The sequence below is a fragment of the Ktedonobacter sp. SOSP1-85 genome (genome assembly GCF_016587415.1).
In the GTDB taxonomy this organism is placed as follows: Bacteria; Chloroflexota; Ktedonobacteria; order Ktedonobacterales; family Ktedonobacteraceae; genus Ktedonobacter.
The window spans coordinates 5,309,369-5,325,182 of the sequence record NZ_BNJI01000001.1 but is presented as its reverse complement, the minus strand read 5'-3'; the positions used below and the strand labels follow the sequence as shown (position 1 = coordinate 5,325,182).

General features: G+C 49.2%; 10 protein-coding genes. 7 read left to right on the top strand and 3 right to left on the bottom strand.

What is annotated here, in order from left to right; all coding sequences use genetic code 11:
• Positions 1-29: 29 nt before the first annotated feature.
• The 5 genes from KTE_RS22180 (at position 30) to KTE_RS22160 (ending at position 10,006) form a co-directional block, all read left to right on the top strand.
• Positions 30-3,104: a LuxR C-terminal-related transcriptional regulator gene (locus KTE_RS22180; RefSeq protein WP_201384741.1), complete on the top strand. Its 3,075-nt coding sequence runs from the start codon at positions 30-32 to the stop codon at positions 3,102-3,104.
• A 330-nt stretch (positions 3,105-3,434) separates the two neighbouring features.
• Positions 3,435-5,189: a serine hydrolase gene (locus tag KTE_RS22175; protein WP_201384739.1), complete on the top strand. Its 1,755-nt coding sequence runs from the start codon at positions 3,435-3,437 to the stop codon at positions 5,187-5,189.
• A 166-nt stretch (positions 5,190-5,355) separates the two neighbouring features.
• The gene (locus KTE_RS22170; protein WP_201384737.1) at positions 5,356-6,858 is read left to right on the top strand and encodes a serine hydrolase; all 1,503 of its coding nucleotides are present in this window, start codon (positions 5,356-5,358) and stop codon (positions 6,856-6,858) included.
• A 181-nt stretch (positions 6,859-7,039) separates the two neighbouring features.
• Entirely contained in the window at positions 7,040-8,752 is a 1,713-nt protein-coding gene (locus KTE_RS22165; RefSeq protein WP_201384735.1) for an ABC transporter substrate-binding protein, read from the top strand.
• A 189-nt stretch (positions 8,753-8,941) separates the two neighbouring features.
• Positions 8,942-10,006, top strand: coding sequence for a dipeptide epimerase (locus KTE_RS22160; RefSeq protein WP_236600517.1), 1,065 nt, complete (start codon positions 8,942-8,944; stop codon positions 10,004-10,006).
• Positions 10,007-10,132: 126 nt separating this feature from the next.
• Here the strand turns inward: KTE_RS22160 and ctaD are convergent, their stop codons facing one another.
• Positions 10,133-11,821: a cytochrome c oxidase subunit I gene (ctaD, locus tag KTE_RS22155; protein WP_201384733.1), complete on the bottom strand. Its 1,689-nt coding sequence runs from the start codon at positions 11,819-11,821 to the stop codon at positions 10,133-10,135.
• 361 nt (positions 11,822-12,182) lie between these two features.
• Between ctaD and KTE_RS22150 the strand changes: the two genes are divergently transcribed.
• On the top strand, positions 12,183-12,827 hold the full coding sequence (locus tag KTE_RS22150; RefSeq protein ID WP_201384731.1) for an acetate uptake transporter: 645 nt from the start codon (positions 12,183-12,185) through the stop codon (positions 12,825-12,827).
• A 120-nt stretch (positions 12,828-12,947) separates the two neighbouring features.
• Here the strand turns inward: KTE_RS22150 and KTE_RS22145 are convergent, their stop codons facing one another.
• On the bottom strand, positions 12,948-14,315 hold the full coding sequence (locus tag KTE_RS22145) for an MFS transporter (protein WP_201384729.1): 1,368 nt from the start codon (positions 14,313-14,315) through the stop codon (positions 12,948-12,950).
• A gap of 347 nt (positions 14,316-14,662) precedes the next feature.
• Here KTE_RS22145 and KTE_RS22140 point away from each other — a divergent pair, with 347 nt between their 5' ends.
• Entirely contained in the window at positions 14,663-15,028 is a 366-nt protein-coding gene (locus tag KTE_RS22140) for a VOC family protein (protein WP_201384727.1), read from the top strand.
• A 48-nt stretch (positions 15,029-15,076) separates the two neighbouring features.
• On the opposite strand, the gene KTE_RS22135 is transcribed toward KTE_RS22140, so the two are convergent.
• Positions 15,077-15,808, bottom strand: a complete 732-nt coding sequence (locus tag KTE_RS22135; RefSeq protein WP_201384725.1) for a nucleotidyltransferase domain-containing protein — start codon at positions 15,806-15,808, stop codon at positions 15,077-15,079.
• Positions 15,809-15,814 lie beyond the last annotated feature (6 nt).

The window sequence follows — 15,814 nt, the reverse complement described above, 5'->3', positions numbered from 1 at the left end:
AGTTGATTGCCTGACGGAGGTGAGTTTGTATGCCGCGTCGCTTGATGGCACGTGTTATCGATAACCAGCTAACTTTACCTTCATCATTCGCAAATATGTATGCAACAATTGAGGTTGACTCTTCTGCCTGGTTTACCTGGCTACAAGCTGAAGAGGCGCGTGCTTTTGCGTATCAGACCGCTCACGGGTCCTTTACAGCCAGGCGAGAGTTCCGACAGGGCAACGGTTACTGGTATGCCTACCGCTCCCGCAACGCAAAATTGCATAAAGCGTATCTGGGTAAGTCGGAGGAACTTACCCAACAGCGTTTAAGTGATGTCCTTAAAAAACTTTTAGAGCGCTCTGTTGGCATAAAAGATATTCTTCATAAAAATGATACGCGGCTAGAGCAATTACATGCTTCTCTTCTTCTGGCGAAAGTAGACATACCTGCGGTTCCCGGTAACCTGGTTACACGTCCGCGTGTCATGCACATATTGCAGCGCGCGCTGGTATATCCAGTGACTATGGTGTGTGCGCCAGCTGGCTTCGGTAAGACAACACTGTTGAGTGAATGGGGTAACCGTAACAGGAGTTCAGTGGCATGGCTCTCTCTCGATAAAGAGGATAATGATCCACTCCGCTTCCTCGTGTATGTTATCAAGGCGCTACAACAGCTCTGTCCTGGCGTTGGCCAACAAGTACTGACAGCTCTATCCATTTCATCCACATGTTCATTGACACATAGCTTGTATACGGTAATAAACGATCTGGCAGCCAGAACTTCCTCTGCCACCCTTATCTTTGATGACTACCAGGCTATTGATTATGAAGTTATTCACACCACTATTCAGACAGTCGCTGAACATCTCCCTCCACATATCCACTTTATACTTGCCTGCCGTAGCGTGCCCGCCCTGCCACTGGCACGATTGCGCGCAAATAATAAATTGGCAGATATAGATGCTACGACACTTCGTTTTACTCGTGAAGAGGTAGACACGCTTTTTAACGCTGGGATGAAGCTACGACTTGCTGCGGAGGAACGAGAAATACTATTTCAGCGTACCGAGGGATGGGTTGCAGGTCTGCGCTTGTTTGGCTTGGCAATGCTAAATAGATCAGGCTCCTCTTTTGCTGTTTCTTTGGCGACTGGCAATCGCTACGTTATAGCATACTTGCTTGAGGAGATATTCGATCATCTTCCCGTACAGATACGGACTTTTCTCTTATACACCTCTATTCTTGAGTGTTTGAATGGATCGCTGTGCAGGGCGGTCACAGAACAGGAGAATGCAGCGGCGTTATTAGAGTGGCTGATACAGGCAAATTTCTTTATTTCTCCCTGTGCGGAGGCAGGAAACGTCTATCTCTATCATACCCTTTTTGCGGAAGCCCTGCGTCATAGGCTAGAGCTTGCTCATCCAGAACTCATACCTGTCCTCCATGTCCGCGCCAGTCGCTGGTTTGAGGCTCATCACGCTCTCGATAAAGCCATTAACCATGCCCTGGAGGCGCAAGATCACGAGCGCTCTCTGGCGCTCATCGAACAGGTGGCACAGGAGTTTCTGGCAAAAGGTGAGATTGCCTGCCTACAGCGCTGGCTTGATGCATTACCAATTAAAGCGCTTTACACGCGACCCCGCCTTTGCATGGCGGCAGCCTGGATACAACTGTTGACAACTCAGACAGGTTGCCATTCCTGGCTCGATGCGGCAGAGCAGGCCATTAACCAGCAAATAGAGACACTCCTTCCGACTGTCGCGCAAGCAATGACAAATGAAGTACAGACATTACGAGCTATTATGGTCATTGCCTGCAATGAATTTACGCGTGCTATTGAGATGTGCAGCCACATCCTCTCGCATCTGCCCGGAGAAAGGTTGTTTGAGCGAGGCCTGGCATTGTTCGTATTAGGGACGGCACATTTGCGAGGGGCCGATGTGCATATCGCGGTGCAAGCTCTTTCAGAGGCGAGTAGCCACATTCAGGCCTTAGGACATGATCTGTTGACGCAGTATATCATGGTCATCCAGGTAGAACTATATCGCATGCAAGGTTATCTCCTTCAAGCAACCAGGCTTTGCCAGCAAATTATTAAGCATTCCCCACAGCAAGATGGGCAGCCTTTTCCAATGGTAGGTATTGCCCAGATATGGCTAGGTGACATTTTCCTGGAATGGAACGACCTGGAGCAGGCGAAGCATCATTTACTGCTGGGGTGGCAGATAGGGGAGCAAATCCATAGCAGACATATTACCGTGCACAGTGCTTTGAAGCTGGTTCACGTGGCGCAGGCACAGGGGGATATAGAGGAGGCAGAGCACTGGTTGCGCCAGGCAGAAGCGCTTGCCCAAAGAGCGAATATTATTGAAGAGATCGAAGAGGTAGCTGCTGTACGCGCCTGGCTTGCACTACGTCATAATCGCTTACGCGAAGCGCTGTTATGGGTACAGGAACGTAACTTCTTCTGCGATGAAATATTTCATCGACAAGAGCAAGAGTATCTTATGCTTATCCGAGTAATGCTGGCAGCCGAGCAAAATACTATGAACGGACAATACATACAGCAGGCTCATGCGGCGCTCATGTATCTCTATCGTTCGGCAGAGCAGGCAGGGCGGGTTCGCTCTCTTATAGATATCCTGATTTTACAATCTATAGCATTTTATATACAACAACAAATAGAAGATGCTCTGGCAACACTCACGCAAGCAATGCATCTCACTGAACAGGGAAGACACATCTATCCTTTCGTGAGTGAGGGTGAGGTGGTCGAAAAGCTGTTGCGCCAACTCCTGGAACGACAACGTACACATAAATCCGGCGAGCAGCAGGTGAATCTGGCATATCTGCGCACACTTATAGCCGCTTTTGAACAGCCTACCCTGAGGATCCAATTTGTGCCTTCTGTAGATGAACAACCTCTGTTCATCCCGCTGAGCTGGCGCGAACGCGAGGTGTTGTACTTAATGGCTGCCGGGCGCAAGAACCAGGAGATTGCTAGAGAACTGTTCGTCGTCACCGGGACGGTAAAGGCTCATATCAACAATATTTATCGTAAGTTGAATGTGAACAGCCGGGTGCAGGCTGTAGCACGTGCCAAAAAGCTACACCTACTGTAAAAATATACCTTTCACTTTTACCCTTTGGTAGATGTCTCTTACCAGACCGCTTGAGTATACTTCCTCTCATACACATTGGTGCGGTGTCTACTGGATTCGTGAAAGTTGATATGAAAGGCTCCTTTGCCACTGGCCTGGATGGCGATATCGAAAGTTTCTCCTTGCCTATCGAGCCAGGGTTCAAGCCGCTCGTCTTCACGCGAGTAGCAGATAAAAGCTTACGAGAGAAAAGTGTTTTACTACTTATCCGAAACCCTGAGCGCGAAGCGCTAGGCACGCGAGTGACGTTGGGTTTCGGAATAAGATCTTAGAGAAAGAGGAAGCGATATAATGACGAATACATCTGCATCTGTTACCGACACAGCATTGCAAGGATTACCCGAAGTTATTGAAGCGATCAGAGATGAGTGGAACGTTCCAGGTCTGGCAACAGCCGTGGTCAAGGATGGTCAAGTGATCCTTTCCCAGGGCTTTGGCAAGCGTTCTATCGTGGGTAATCTCGACACTACGGATCAGACCCTCTTCGCTATCGGTTCCAGCTCCAAGGCCTTTACAGCTATGGCGATTGCGATGCTCGTTGATGAGGGCCTAGTCAATTGGGATACTCCCATCAAGCATTACTTGCCAACATTCAAACTCTATGACCCTATAGCGACCGAGCAGACCACAGTAATTGACCTGCTCGCCCATCGTACCGGTCTGCCACGCTATGACCTGGGGTGGTACAACTCTTCCCTTTCACGCAAAGACCTGTTCGAACGCCTCCAATACCTGGAACCCAACAAGAAGTTCCGCGAGGTGTGGCAATACCAGAACCTGATGTACATGACGGCGGGCTACCTGATCGAAGCCCTGACAGGGCAGACCTGGGAGGAGTTTGTTCAGCAACGTATTTTCACGCCTCTGGGGATGACTACTAGCAACTTTACACCTAAAGACTCACAGCAGACCTCCGACTTCGCTCTCCCTTACCGGGAAGCCAAAGAGGAAGTGCAGCAAATGGAGTTCTACGACCGCTTTCAGGCGGTAGGACCTGCTGGTTCGATCAACTCCAGTGTGCAGGAGATGTGTAAGTGGCTACAATGTCTCCTCAACAAGGGCAAATATGGCGAGACCACCCTTGTTTCAGAGGCACAGTTCGCGCAACTCGTAGCGCCTCATATGGTCATTCCCCCCGATCAACCGGCGTTTAAGAAACAACCGGAAACCTTTTATTACAATTATGGCCTGGGTTGGGGTCTGACGTCCTATAGAGGGCATACGCTTGTTGAACATGGTGGCAATATCGACGGCTTTAGTGCCCTGGTAAGCTTCCTGCCCGATGACAATATCGGCCTTGTTACATTGACAAACCTTGATAGCAACCTCGCGACACAATCTGTGAACTATACGCTATGTGACCATTTACTTGGATTGGAAGAGCGTCCCTGGAGCACGCGCAGCAAACAGTTCATTCAAGGCCTAAAAGAGCAGGCAGAGAAGGCCAAGGAGAATAGCCTGGATACCCGTGTACCAGACGCGCCACTTTCGCACCCCCTCAAGGACTACACGGGAAGTTTTGAGCACCCCGGTCTTGGAGTATTTACCATCACCCAGGATGACGAGACGCTGAAGGGTACGTATAACGAGACCGATTTCACATTCCAGCACTTGCACTACGATATCTTTCTTGTCACGGCAGAGCGTTTCGAGGTCCATATCAAAGGGTCTTTCATTACCAATCTTGATGGCGATATCGAAAGCTTCTCTTTGCCTATCGAGCCAGACGCTACACCTATTGCCTTTATGCGGGTAGCGGCAAAGCACCTGCAAGAGAAAAGCGTCCTGGAGCAATTCTGTGGCGCATATGAGGTCATGGACCAGGCCGCTACGGTCGCCTTCAAGGGTGAACATATCCTCTCTCTAACGCTGCCAGGCCAACCCACATACGAACTAGAGCCGTATAAGGAAGATTCCTTCCGTGTAAAGGGACTGAGTGGCTACAGCGTTGCATTCCAGCGCGATGAGGCAGGAGTTGTAACGCAGGCCCTATTCAAGCAGCCATTCGGGACCCTGGTAGCCACGAAAAAAGCAGAGCAGCAGTAACAAATTGTCTATGTATTGCTATATGAAATGCACATAGGTTAAGGAACGACTCAGGTCCCATCTTCTCAAGAAGGTCTCAGCATCATTACCCAGGCCGCTTCATAGCAGATGGTGACCTGAGTCGTTATTGAAGCGAGTTTTACAGGAGTTATTTACAGGAGACGTAATGGCATACACATCACCTGCTTCTGTTACTGGCACAGATCTGCAAGGATACCCTGAGTTTGTTGAGGTAACTATGCAGGAGTGGAAGGTACCGGGAGTGGCAGTAGCGATTGTGAAGGATGACGAAATAGTTTTCGCGCAGGGGTTTGGTAAGCGAGACATTGCCGAGAATCTGGAGGTCACGCCTCAAACTGTCTTCGCGATTGCCTCGTGCTCCAAAGCTTTCACCACTATGGCGCTGGCTATCCTGGTGGATGAAGGAAAACTTAGCTGGGATGAGCCAGTCAGAAACTATTTCCCAGCCTTGAAACTCTCTGATCCCACGATCTCCAGGCTTGTCACATTGCGTGACCTGCTCTGTCACCGTACGGGCATACCTGGATACGATCTTGTGACTCTTCACTCTTTGATGTCACGCAAAGAGTTGGTGGGGCGCCTTCAATACTTTGAGCCGAATAAGGGCTTTCGAACGACCTGGCAATATAACAACGCGATGTATTCCCTGGCAGGCTATCTTATCGAGGTGGTAACTGGACAAACCTGGGAAGCATTTGTGCAACAGCGTATTTTGAACCCCCTTGGCATGACGAACACCTACTTCTCTGTACGGGATGTGCAGCAGGTGGCGGATTTTGCGCTTCCCTACAAACTCATTCAGGATGAGCCGCAAAGAACTGATTTTTATACCAGGGAGGATGCTATCGGCCCTGCGGGTTCGATGAGTTCTACTGTACTGGATATGAGCAAGTGGCTACGTTGTCTCCTTAATAAGGGAAAACATAGTGAAAGTACGCTCGTACCCGAGGAGCAATTCCGAGAGCTGACTTCTCCACAGATGGTCATGTCCGCATTCCCGCATAATCTCCCTAAATATCCCGAGGAGTTTTATTACAGCTACGCGCTTGGATGGTGGACGACATGTTACCGTGGGCATAAGCTTGTGCAGCACAGCGGCGGTATCAATGGTTTTAGTTGTTTAACGACGTTCCTGCCCGATGATAACATTGGTATTGTCGTACTTACAAACAGACAAGCTCACCTGGTACCAGTGCATGGTATCTTTACCTATAATGCTGTCGATCGCCTGCTGCAACTGGAAAACGTTCCCTGGAATGAACGTACCAGGCAAAGCTATGACAAACTGAAGGAACAGGAAGCTAAAAGCCAACAAGAAAGCCTCGCTACTCGTGTTCCAGATGCGCCGCTTTCTCATCCCCTCAGCGCCTATGCCGGGCAGTTCGAGCATCCTGGAGGTGGTACATTTACCATTGTTCAAGATGGCGACACCCTCAAAGGATGGCATAACGACCTGGAATACACCTTCCAACACCTGCATTTTGATGTCTTTCTTGTATTCCTGGAACGTTATACCCTCTATCTCAAGGGTTCTTTTGTTACCAATCTAAATGGTGACATTGAAAACTTTGTACTTCCTCTGGAGCCTGCTGCCAAACCGTTGGTATTTACGCGCGTAGTGGTTGAAGCTCCTGTTGCAAGCCTTTAAGGGTGCACAAGGCCAAACCACTATCATTCTAGACCAACTGGTCTACAACATCTTTATCTTTTCTTTTTTGTGCATTAAGATCTTATTCCGAAACCCAACGCCACTGGCGTGTCTAGCGCTTCGCGCTCAGGGTTTTCGGAGAAGTAGTAAGTGCAGTTTGAGAACATAAGGGGGCATGATTATGCCGTATCGCAAATTTTTCCGGTCAGCGCTTCTTCCTGGTATTTTGGGGATACTTGCCATACTTGTTCTTGCCTGTAGCGGCGGTACAGGTCCAAGCAGCAATACAAGCACTACGCCAGCACCTGACAGTAAGCAAATTTTCCGTTATCCAATCGGGCCATCGGACTTTGGTTCTCTGGACCCCGCTCTTACTGTACAGAATACCGATATTTCTGCAATACAGATGATGTTCACCGGCCTGGTAGCACTATCATCAGATGGGAAGGTTACAGACCAGCTCGCAAGCAACCATACCATTTCTTCGGATGGGCTTACCTATACATTCACCCTCAGGCCCAACCTGACCTTTAGTGATGGTACCCCGCTTACCGCTAACGACGTTGCTTACAGTATCAATCGCGCGTTGTTGCCCAGCACAAAATCACCCGCGGCCTCCTTTCTCAGTCCAATCAAGGACTTTACCAAAATTATTAGCGGGCAGCTTCCTACATTGATCGATGATAGCCTGATTGTGAAGGATGATCACACCATTTCTATCATCCTGGCTCAGCCAACAGCTTACTTTTTACAGTCATTAGCAGCTCTCCCAACTGCCTACACAGTCAATAAGAAGGTAGTGGAGAAATATGGTGCTAAGTGGACCGAACACCTGGGTGAAGGTGGAGGAGCAGGTCCCTTTAAGGCTTCTAGCTACAGTCATAATAAAGGACTTACCCTGATCCCCAATACGAACTATTATGGACCCAAACCACGCTTGCAGCGAGTAGAGTTACAGCAGTCGGGTAGTACAGATACAACCTATAAATCCTATCAGGCAGGTCAGCTAGATTACGCAACTATTCCACTTGCCGACCTGGCAAATGCCAGGAAACGCCCAGATTACAAGCACACGCCAACGTTAGGGTTGAATTATGTGCTCATGAATTACCTGGCAAAGCCATTCAACAACATCAAGATCCGCCAGGCCTTTGCACTTGCCATCAATAAAGATATTCTAGCTCAGAATGTGATGTACGGCTCAGTTCTTCCTACGAATCATCTCATACCTCAGGGTGTTCCAGGCTATAATCAAGCCCTGGCGGGGCCCGCTGGTGTAACAAGCACGAAAGGTGATTTGCAGAAGGCGAAACAACTCTTTCAGGAGGGGTTACAGGAAGAAAACTATCAAAACGCCGCTGCGTTGCCGCCTATCACGCTTTCATATCTTGCAGGTAGCAACGATACGAAGAATCTTGTAACCGTCCTTGCGCAGCAGTGGCAGACAGCCTTTGGCGTCAATATGCAGGTGTCTAGCATGGAGGCCAGTGCTCTGATTCAGGCTCAATTGGGAACGACGGGCAAATCCGGTCCATTACAGATATGGACGATCTCGTATGGCAACTATGCTGATCCTCAAGCCTGGCTGAGTACATGGTTTGCGAAAGGCGCTCCATTCAACAATGCCAACTATGGACAAAATACCTCTAGCAACGCCACCCAGCAACAGGCCATTCAGAGTGAGCTTGCCCAGGCCGACGTAAACCAGAATCAGCAAGAGCGTCTACAGCAGTATAGCTCAGCTGAACAGCATCTGGTTGACGATGTCGCTGCAATTCCGCTCTACCAGGTGGAGGCACATGTACTCATTAATCCTAAACTGCAAAATTATTCCCTGAACCCGCTTGTTACTATTGCACCGAATGACTGGGGCAACATCTACATGAGCCTATAAACACAATCTCTTATTGCTCTCTTGCCTTTCCTGGCCCGGTGCAAGGAGTTGGCAAGAGAGCAACATGTCCACATTTCAGGTAACTCTTCAGGGCACCTCTGCGTCACAGGCGCTTCGTTTCGCCACCTGCGGTGGCGAGGGTCCTAAATAGTTACATCGCATACGGAAAAGAAGGGAACCTTAGTACATATGGTCCGTACAACAATCACAGCAGTAAAAGTCGAACCTCTTAACATTCCATTGCGCGAAACATTTACCATTACCACTGGAAGCGTCTCTGAAGCACGTAATGTCCTGATCACTATTGAACTTGCCGATGGGAGCATCGGCTATGGTGAATGCTCTCCATTCGCTCCTAGCACAGGTGAGACACAGGAGACAGCCCTGGCAGCGGCGCGAACCTGCGTTCCATGGTTAGAGGGGCAGGATGCCTCACGCTGGCGCCCGCTCTCTAAGCTCATCAAACATAACTACTACCATCAAAATACTGTCCGCACAGGTATTGAAATGGCTCTGCTTGATGCCCTCACACATTCGTATGGGATGCCTCTCTATGTTTTTCTGGGCAATGCCGGAACAACTGTAGAAACTGACATGAGCATTCCCCTGGCCTCGCCTGAGCATAGCTACGAACTGGCGCAGCAAATCGCGGCGCGTGGTATCAAATATATCAAAATCAAAGTGGGCGTCGACATGCAGGAAGATATAGCGCGTATCGAAGCCATTCATCGTGCAGCCCCAACACTAGCTCTTACGCTAGATGCCAACCAGGGCTATACCCCTGATGAGGCATTGTCGTGTCTGCGCCAACTTGAAGAGCGCCAGATTTATCCGATCTTGCTGGAGCAACCTGTATACAAAGACGACTTTGAGGGACTGCGCTTCGTTACACAGCATACGTCTGTTCCTGTTGCGGCAGATGAAAGTGCCGCTAGCCTGGCTGATGTGGAGCGGCTGATTGCCATGAAGGCTGTGAATGTGGTGAATATTAAGTTGATGAAATGTGGCATTGTCGAAGCGTTGGATATTGCAGCCCTTTGTCGCGCAACCTCAACACAACTGATGATCGGTTCTATGATCGAATCGCGCCTGGGGACGAGCGCATCGGCACATTTTGTTGCTGGGCTGGGTGGCTTCCGCTTTATTGACCTGGATGTACCTCTACTGCTAGCGGAAGATCCCTTTACGGGAGGCTATGTGGAGCAACAGGGGGCATCTATGATGTCTCTAACATCGAATCAGGACTGGGCATAGCCAGGAAAGTCTGAAAAGAAGAGGGTCTGGCTCAAATTTGGTGATTGAAGACCTTATTACCAAAAGTGAGCCAGATCCCAAACGGTACCGCCGTGACTTCACGTCGTCCTAATTGTTCTCTCATCCTCAGTGAATGGCTGACTTCCAATCTGCGGTCTCAGGATTCTTCTTGTCATAGAATGGGCGACGACTGCGAACGATGGGTATGGTAAGGAAGTTATACTTCTTCGGCGGCGATGTCGTGTCCCACTCCAGGGTAAAGCCGTCCCAGGGATCATTACCTACCTTCTGGCCTGACTTCATGCTTGTGACAAAGTTGCAGAGGAAGACCATGACCGCGATACCAATCAAGAAGGCTCCAATTGTCGACATCAGGTTCAATTCGTTCCACCCTAAATTCGCTGGATAGGTGTAGACGCGACGCGGCATGCCCAGCAGCCCCAGGATATGCATGGGGAAGAATGCCAGGTTGAGACCAATCATCAGCAGCCAGAATTGAATATGTGCCAGCCTCTCATTCATCAATTTGCCGGTCATCTTGGGAAACCAGTAGAAGAGGCCCGCGAAGATCGCCATTACGCTACCACCGAAGAGCACGTAGTGAATGTGCGAGACCACAAAGTAGCTGTCCGTGACCTGGTAGTCAAAAGGCACGACAGCCAGCGCGGCCCCATTCAAACCACCGATGAGGAACATAGCAATAAAACCGAGCGCGAAGATCATAGGAGCCTTAAGGCTCAATTTCCCCTTGTAGATCGTTCCCAGCCAGTTGAAGATCTTCACGGCGGTTGGTACCGCGATGAGAACCGTGCTGGAAGCGAAGAATGCCTGTGCGACAGGTGGCAGACCAACGGCAAACATGTGATGAGCCCAGACAGTGAAGCTCAAGAAGCCAATCGCCACACCGGACCACGCGATAAAAGTATAACCAAAGATGGGTTTACGTGAGAAGACCGGCAAGACCTCCGAGACAATGCCGAAGGCTGGCAGGATCAGGATATATACCTCAGGATGACCAAATGACCAGAACAAATGTTGCCACAGAAGCGGGTCACCACCATAGGCAAACTGATAGAAGTGCGTCCCAAGATGGCGATCCAGCAGCAACATCAGACTCGCCGCCGTCAGACTTGGCATCGCGAATAATATCAGAAACGCCATGACCAGGATCATCCACGTGAAGAGCGGGATACGGTTAATGCTCATGCCAGGCGCGCGCATCTTCAGAATCGTTACAACAAAGTTAAGCGATCCTGCGATTGAGGAGATACCAAGCATTGTTATACCCAGAATCCAGAAATCCGCGTTCATCCCAGGTGTACACTGATAGGCATGGATGCCGCAGACCTTTGTCGTCAGACTCAAAGGAGCGTACATGAACCAGCCCCCATTAGGAGCCACGCTCAACAGAAAGCTGGACTGTAAGAAGAGGCTACCAAAAAGCAAGATCCAGTACGCAAAGGCATTCATGCGTGGGAATGCCATATCGCGGGCTCCAAGCATCAGAGGTACAACATAGTTGCCCAGCCCCGACAATATCGGCATGACGAATAAGAAGATCATCGTCGTGCCGTGCATCGTGAAAATCTGGTTATATTCTTCGGGACTGAGCACCTTCCCATTGGGGACCGCCAGTTGTGCCCGAATGAAGAGTGCCTCCACACCGCCGATCAGGAAGAAGAAGAAAGCTGTGATAATGTACATGATGCCGATCTCTTTGTGATCGGTTGTCGTGAGCCAACTACCAATATAGGTGTCGCTCAAGTGCCTCTCACGCACGCTCACTGACTCTCTATTACTAGTGCGAGTTGCCATATCTGATTTCTCCAAAACATCTCTTCTATACCAACACTAGTAACACCACATACTTCATTTTATCTTTTAAGTATAGTCAATGCAATCTCAAGATATTCTCCCCTGTGTTTTAAGGATCAGTCACGTAAAAATATCACTCAACGTGATTCTAGATGTTCCTAAAATGTTCTCACAATCTTCCTCACAGAAAAAGCTCAACCTAGTAGTCAAGAAGCGCACAACTCCTGAGAGCGACAATCTGTAGACACTCGAGGACTTCGTCTTAGAGACGCAAAAGGATGATTGTCAGGATGAGTGGGAACATGTGGTTCTAGAGTGAGGAATAGTACCTTGGCGATCTTCTCCCGAAAGGAGAACTATCATGGCTCAATACTCAACAAGAACATCGGAACATCGTGACTTGGCCGAAGGACGTATTGCAAGCCCTATCCCTCTTGGGCTGAGCGTTCTTGCACTGACTACGGCTATTCTTGGCTCCTGGTACGCTGGTTTTATTCTTCCATTTGGAAATCAAGGCGCCCTCAGAGCTATTGGACCGATCATTCTCGTGGGAGGAATTGTTCAAATTCTGGCTGGCATGTGGGAGTTCCGCAAGGGAAACATGGAAGCGGCTACGCTCTTTACCTCGTATGGCGGCTTCCTCACAGCCCTTGGCGTGATCTTCATGCCAGGGTTTGGCATCTTAACGAGCATGAGTGCGGGAGTGCAGCATCTCCTCTTAGGGCTTTTCTACCTATGCTGGACCATTCTTCTTGCGGTGACCTTCATTGGATCACTCAGGATGAATATGATCTACCTTGCGGCCGTTGGTTTGTTGTTTCTGGCCTACCTCTGTCTGACTATCGGGCACCTAACAGGATTTAACCGGGTGTGGCTTGGCATTGGTGGTTGGCTGGCTATCATCTGCGCGCTCGTTGCCTGGTATGCGACGATTGCCAGTATGCTGCGTACGGCCGCTGGTATCACGCTGCCAACAGGCGGGCGCGGACCTGTTGCAACTGAATAAGCACGCATCGATGCTCACAATGTTTTCTCGTACGTACCTGGAGCAATCGTCAGGTGGTACGAGAAAACACGCTCAAGAGGTAAGGCGCTGGAGATAAGCATTTTGCCTATCTTATCTCGCTTATACTAAAAGTTTTCCTTCTTTTCTTTCTTCTTGCAGGGTATATTCCCCATCATGGTCTGTTTCCCGTTCAGGAAGAGTTCTTGTTTTGCTGTGGAAACCAAATGTGCAAAGTGCGAGGATCACACATATTGAACCAGCAATACCTAGCGTCAGAGACGCTCCAATGTCCTGAGCTATCCAACCAGCAACAAGGTTGCCAAGTGGCGCGAGGCCGAATGCAGTCAGTATCCAAAGGCTGAGAACACGCGAACGCATCTCCTGTGGCACCATCATTTGTAGGATGGTATTGGTGAGGGTTGAGGAGAGCACTGAGCATATACCTATGCAGATGAGCAGGGCCAGGGAGAGGGGTAAACTGTTAGAGAGCGCAAAAGCCAGGCAAGCGCCTCCTCCCAGGCAACAGACAATCACCAAGATACGCGACCCATTTTGAATGCGTTGTGTCATCATGACTAGAATGATGGAACCAAGTAGAGCCCCAATGCCTGCCGCAGAGTTCAATAGACCCAGCCCGGTAGCCCCGATATGGTAGATGTTGTTGGCAAAGATTGGAAGCAGTGTCTGGTAGGGGAAAACCAGAAAGGCAATAAAAAATTGCAGTAAGAGCACGATTTGGGCTATAGGCCGCTTTCGCACGTACTGTAGGCCATCACGTAGGTCGCTCCACATACTTTTGTGTGTGCTTTTGCGTTGCTCTCGATTGGCGGTGTGCATCAGGAGGAGTGGAATAATGACCGCAATGTAGCTTAGAGCATTGAGGTAGTATGAGCCTGCGATCCCAAAGATACCTACAGAGAGGCCTCCAATAGCTGGACCGATCACACGCGAGAGATTAAATTGAGTTGAGTTGAGCGCGATGCCCTGCCTTAACTGCGATGGGGGTAACAGGTCGCCAACAAATGTTTGCCATGCGGGGAAGCCAACCGAACTGAATACCCCATTCAGCAGTGCAAGCAGAATAATCTGCCAGACAGTGATGATGTGTAAGGTGGTAAGAATGCCCATGAGAAGGGAGATGAGCATATAGAAGCACTGTGTAAAGAGGAGCAGATGGCGCCGATTGAAACGGTCAGCTATAACTCCCCCAATAGGGGAGAGGAGAAGGTTAGGCAATGTCGCTATGAAGGTGACCAGGCCAAGCAGCAGGGCAGAATTGGTGAGTTGAAGCACCTGCCAACCTTGACCAATAGATTGAATCCAAAAACCAGCATTTGAAAGAAATGCTCCTACCCATAGAAGTGCGAAATTTTTTTCCGCTAATGGGCGTAGTGACGATGGGAGAGCAAAAGCGCGTGTTTGAACAAGGTGAGATGATTCCGAAAGTTTTTTAGTATCTTTTATATTCTCAATAGAGGGCGATAACATAAAATATCCTTGCTAGACTAAAAATGAGGATTTTGATGAAGAAACTTTACTTTTTATAGTGTAACCGGATAGGTACATGCATACAATGTATAAATGCTCTATAAACAAGGCGAATAAGGTATGCAAAACACGAAAGATCGAAATCCACTGTTCCTTTTGCTCGGCCATAGACGACTTTTTGGGACAGCTTTCTGGAAAGCTGTCCCAAAAAGAACGGTTCAACCCTCTTTAGATATGATGATTATGGAAATAGTCACCCTCGCCATGCCTCTCCTGAGAGAACGCGCAGAAAAATGGTTGACATTTAGCCAATGGAGATTTATTTCTCCAGATAAAAGGAGCTTCCTATGAAATTGAACCATATCAATTTGACCGTTACCGATACCTCAGCAGCAACCCACTTTCTCGAAACATACTTTGGGTTACGTACACTAGCCGACAATCAGATGTTAACGGTGCTCACCGACGACGACAACCTGATTTTTACCTTGACAAAAGCTGGTCAGGTAAACTATCCCAACTCGTTTCATATCGGCTTTGTTCAGGAGAATGCAGAACAGGTCAACACGATCTATCACCAGTTGAAAGATGGTGGGTTTGAGATAAAACCACCACAGCGGAGTCACGCTATGCCTGGAGGAAAGTATGCCTGGAATTTTTATGTGCAAGCACCAGGCGGCTTTATGGTTGAAGTACTCACCGCAGTTGATTGATCAGCTTGAGGGTATCTGCATACTCAAATGCAAGATTGATTGTACCAATCAATCTTGCACCCCTGGCTCAAGCGGAAGAGAAGTTTTTCCCTCACTATCCAAGTACAGCAAAATCCAGTCAAGAAGCTCTAGAGCAACCTCCACACGCTGCTTAGTTTCCCCACAAAAGAATTGTTTTAGCCGCTCTTCGACATCAGGAGGTCCTTGTGATAAATCCTCGAGGTGCGCCCAGATTGATCCGTTAGGTGGAAGAGGCCTGTTATTTGCAGCCCATAGCCCCTCGATAACCTGCCAAGAAACTGTCCCAGCCACGAAAGCTGCTTTCAACAGATGACCCCCTCTCTCAGCTACACGTATTTTGAAGCGAGCAGCCTCTAGCCAGGAGGTGATTTTCTCCCGCTCTTGTTCAGAGATCCGGTAGGTCTCAAAACGTCTTTGCGCCTGTTCTTTCAGGAGCGCAAGGATTCCCTGCGGATCAAAGAGGATACAACCATCTAGATAGGCATAGACTTCCATTGGGTTCGTTTCGAGTTTGTACTGAGTTCCTGCCGCATCAGCATATTCCTGTTCAACCAGAACCCCCTGGCGCAGCCCTCTATGAAACGCGCGCCTGGCACCTGGAGTAAGAATGAAGCGTAGGTCAAGATCGGCTCCCGGCAAGGCATCACCTCTCGCGACGGAGCCAGTGAGCAGGATGCCAATGATCTCTTCCTGCCCAGATGCCTCTTCGATTATCTCTTGCAGGAGGGTCTGATACAACAAATCAGCATCTCCTTTCATAGGTTT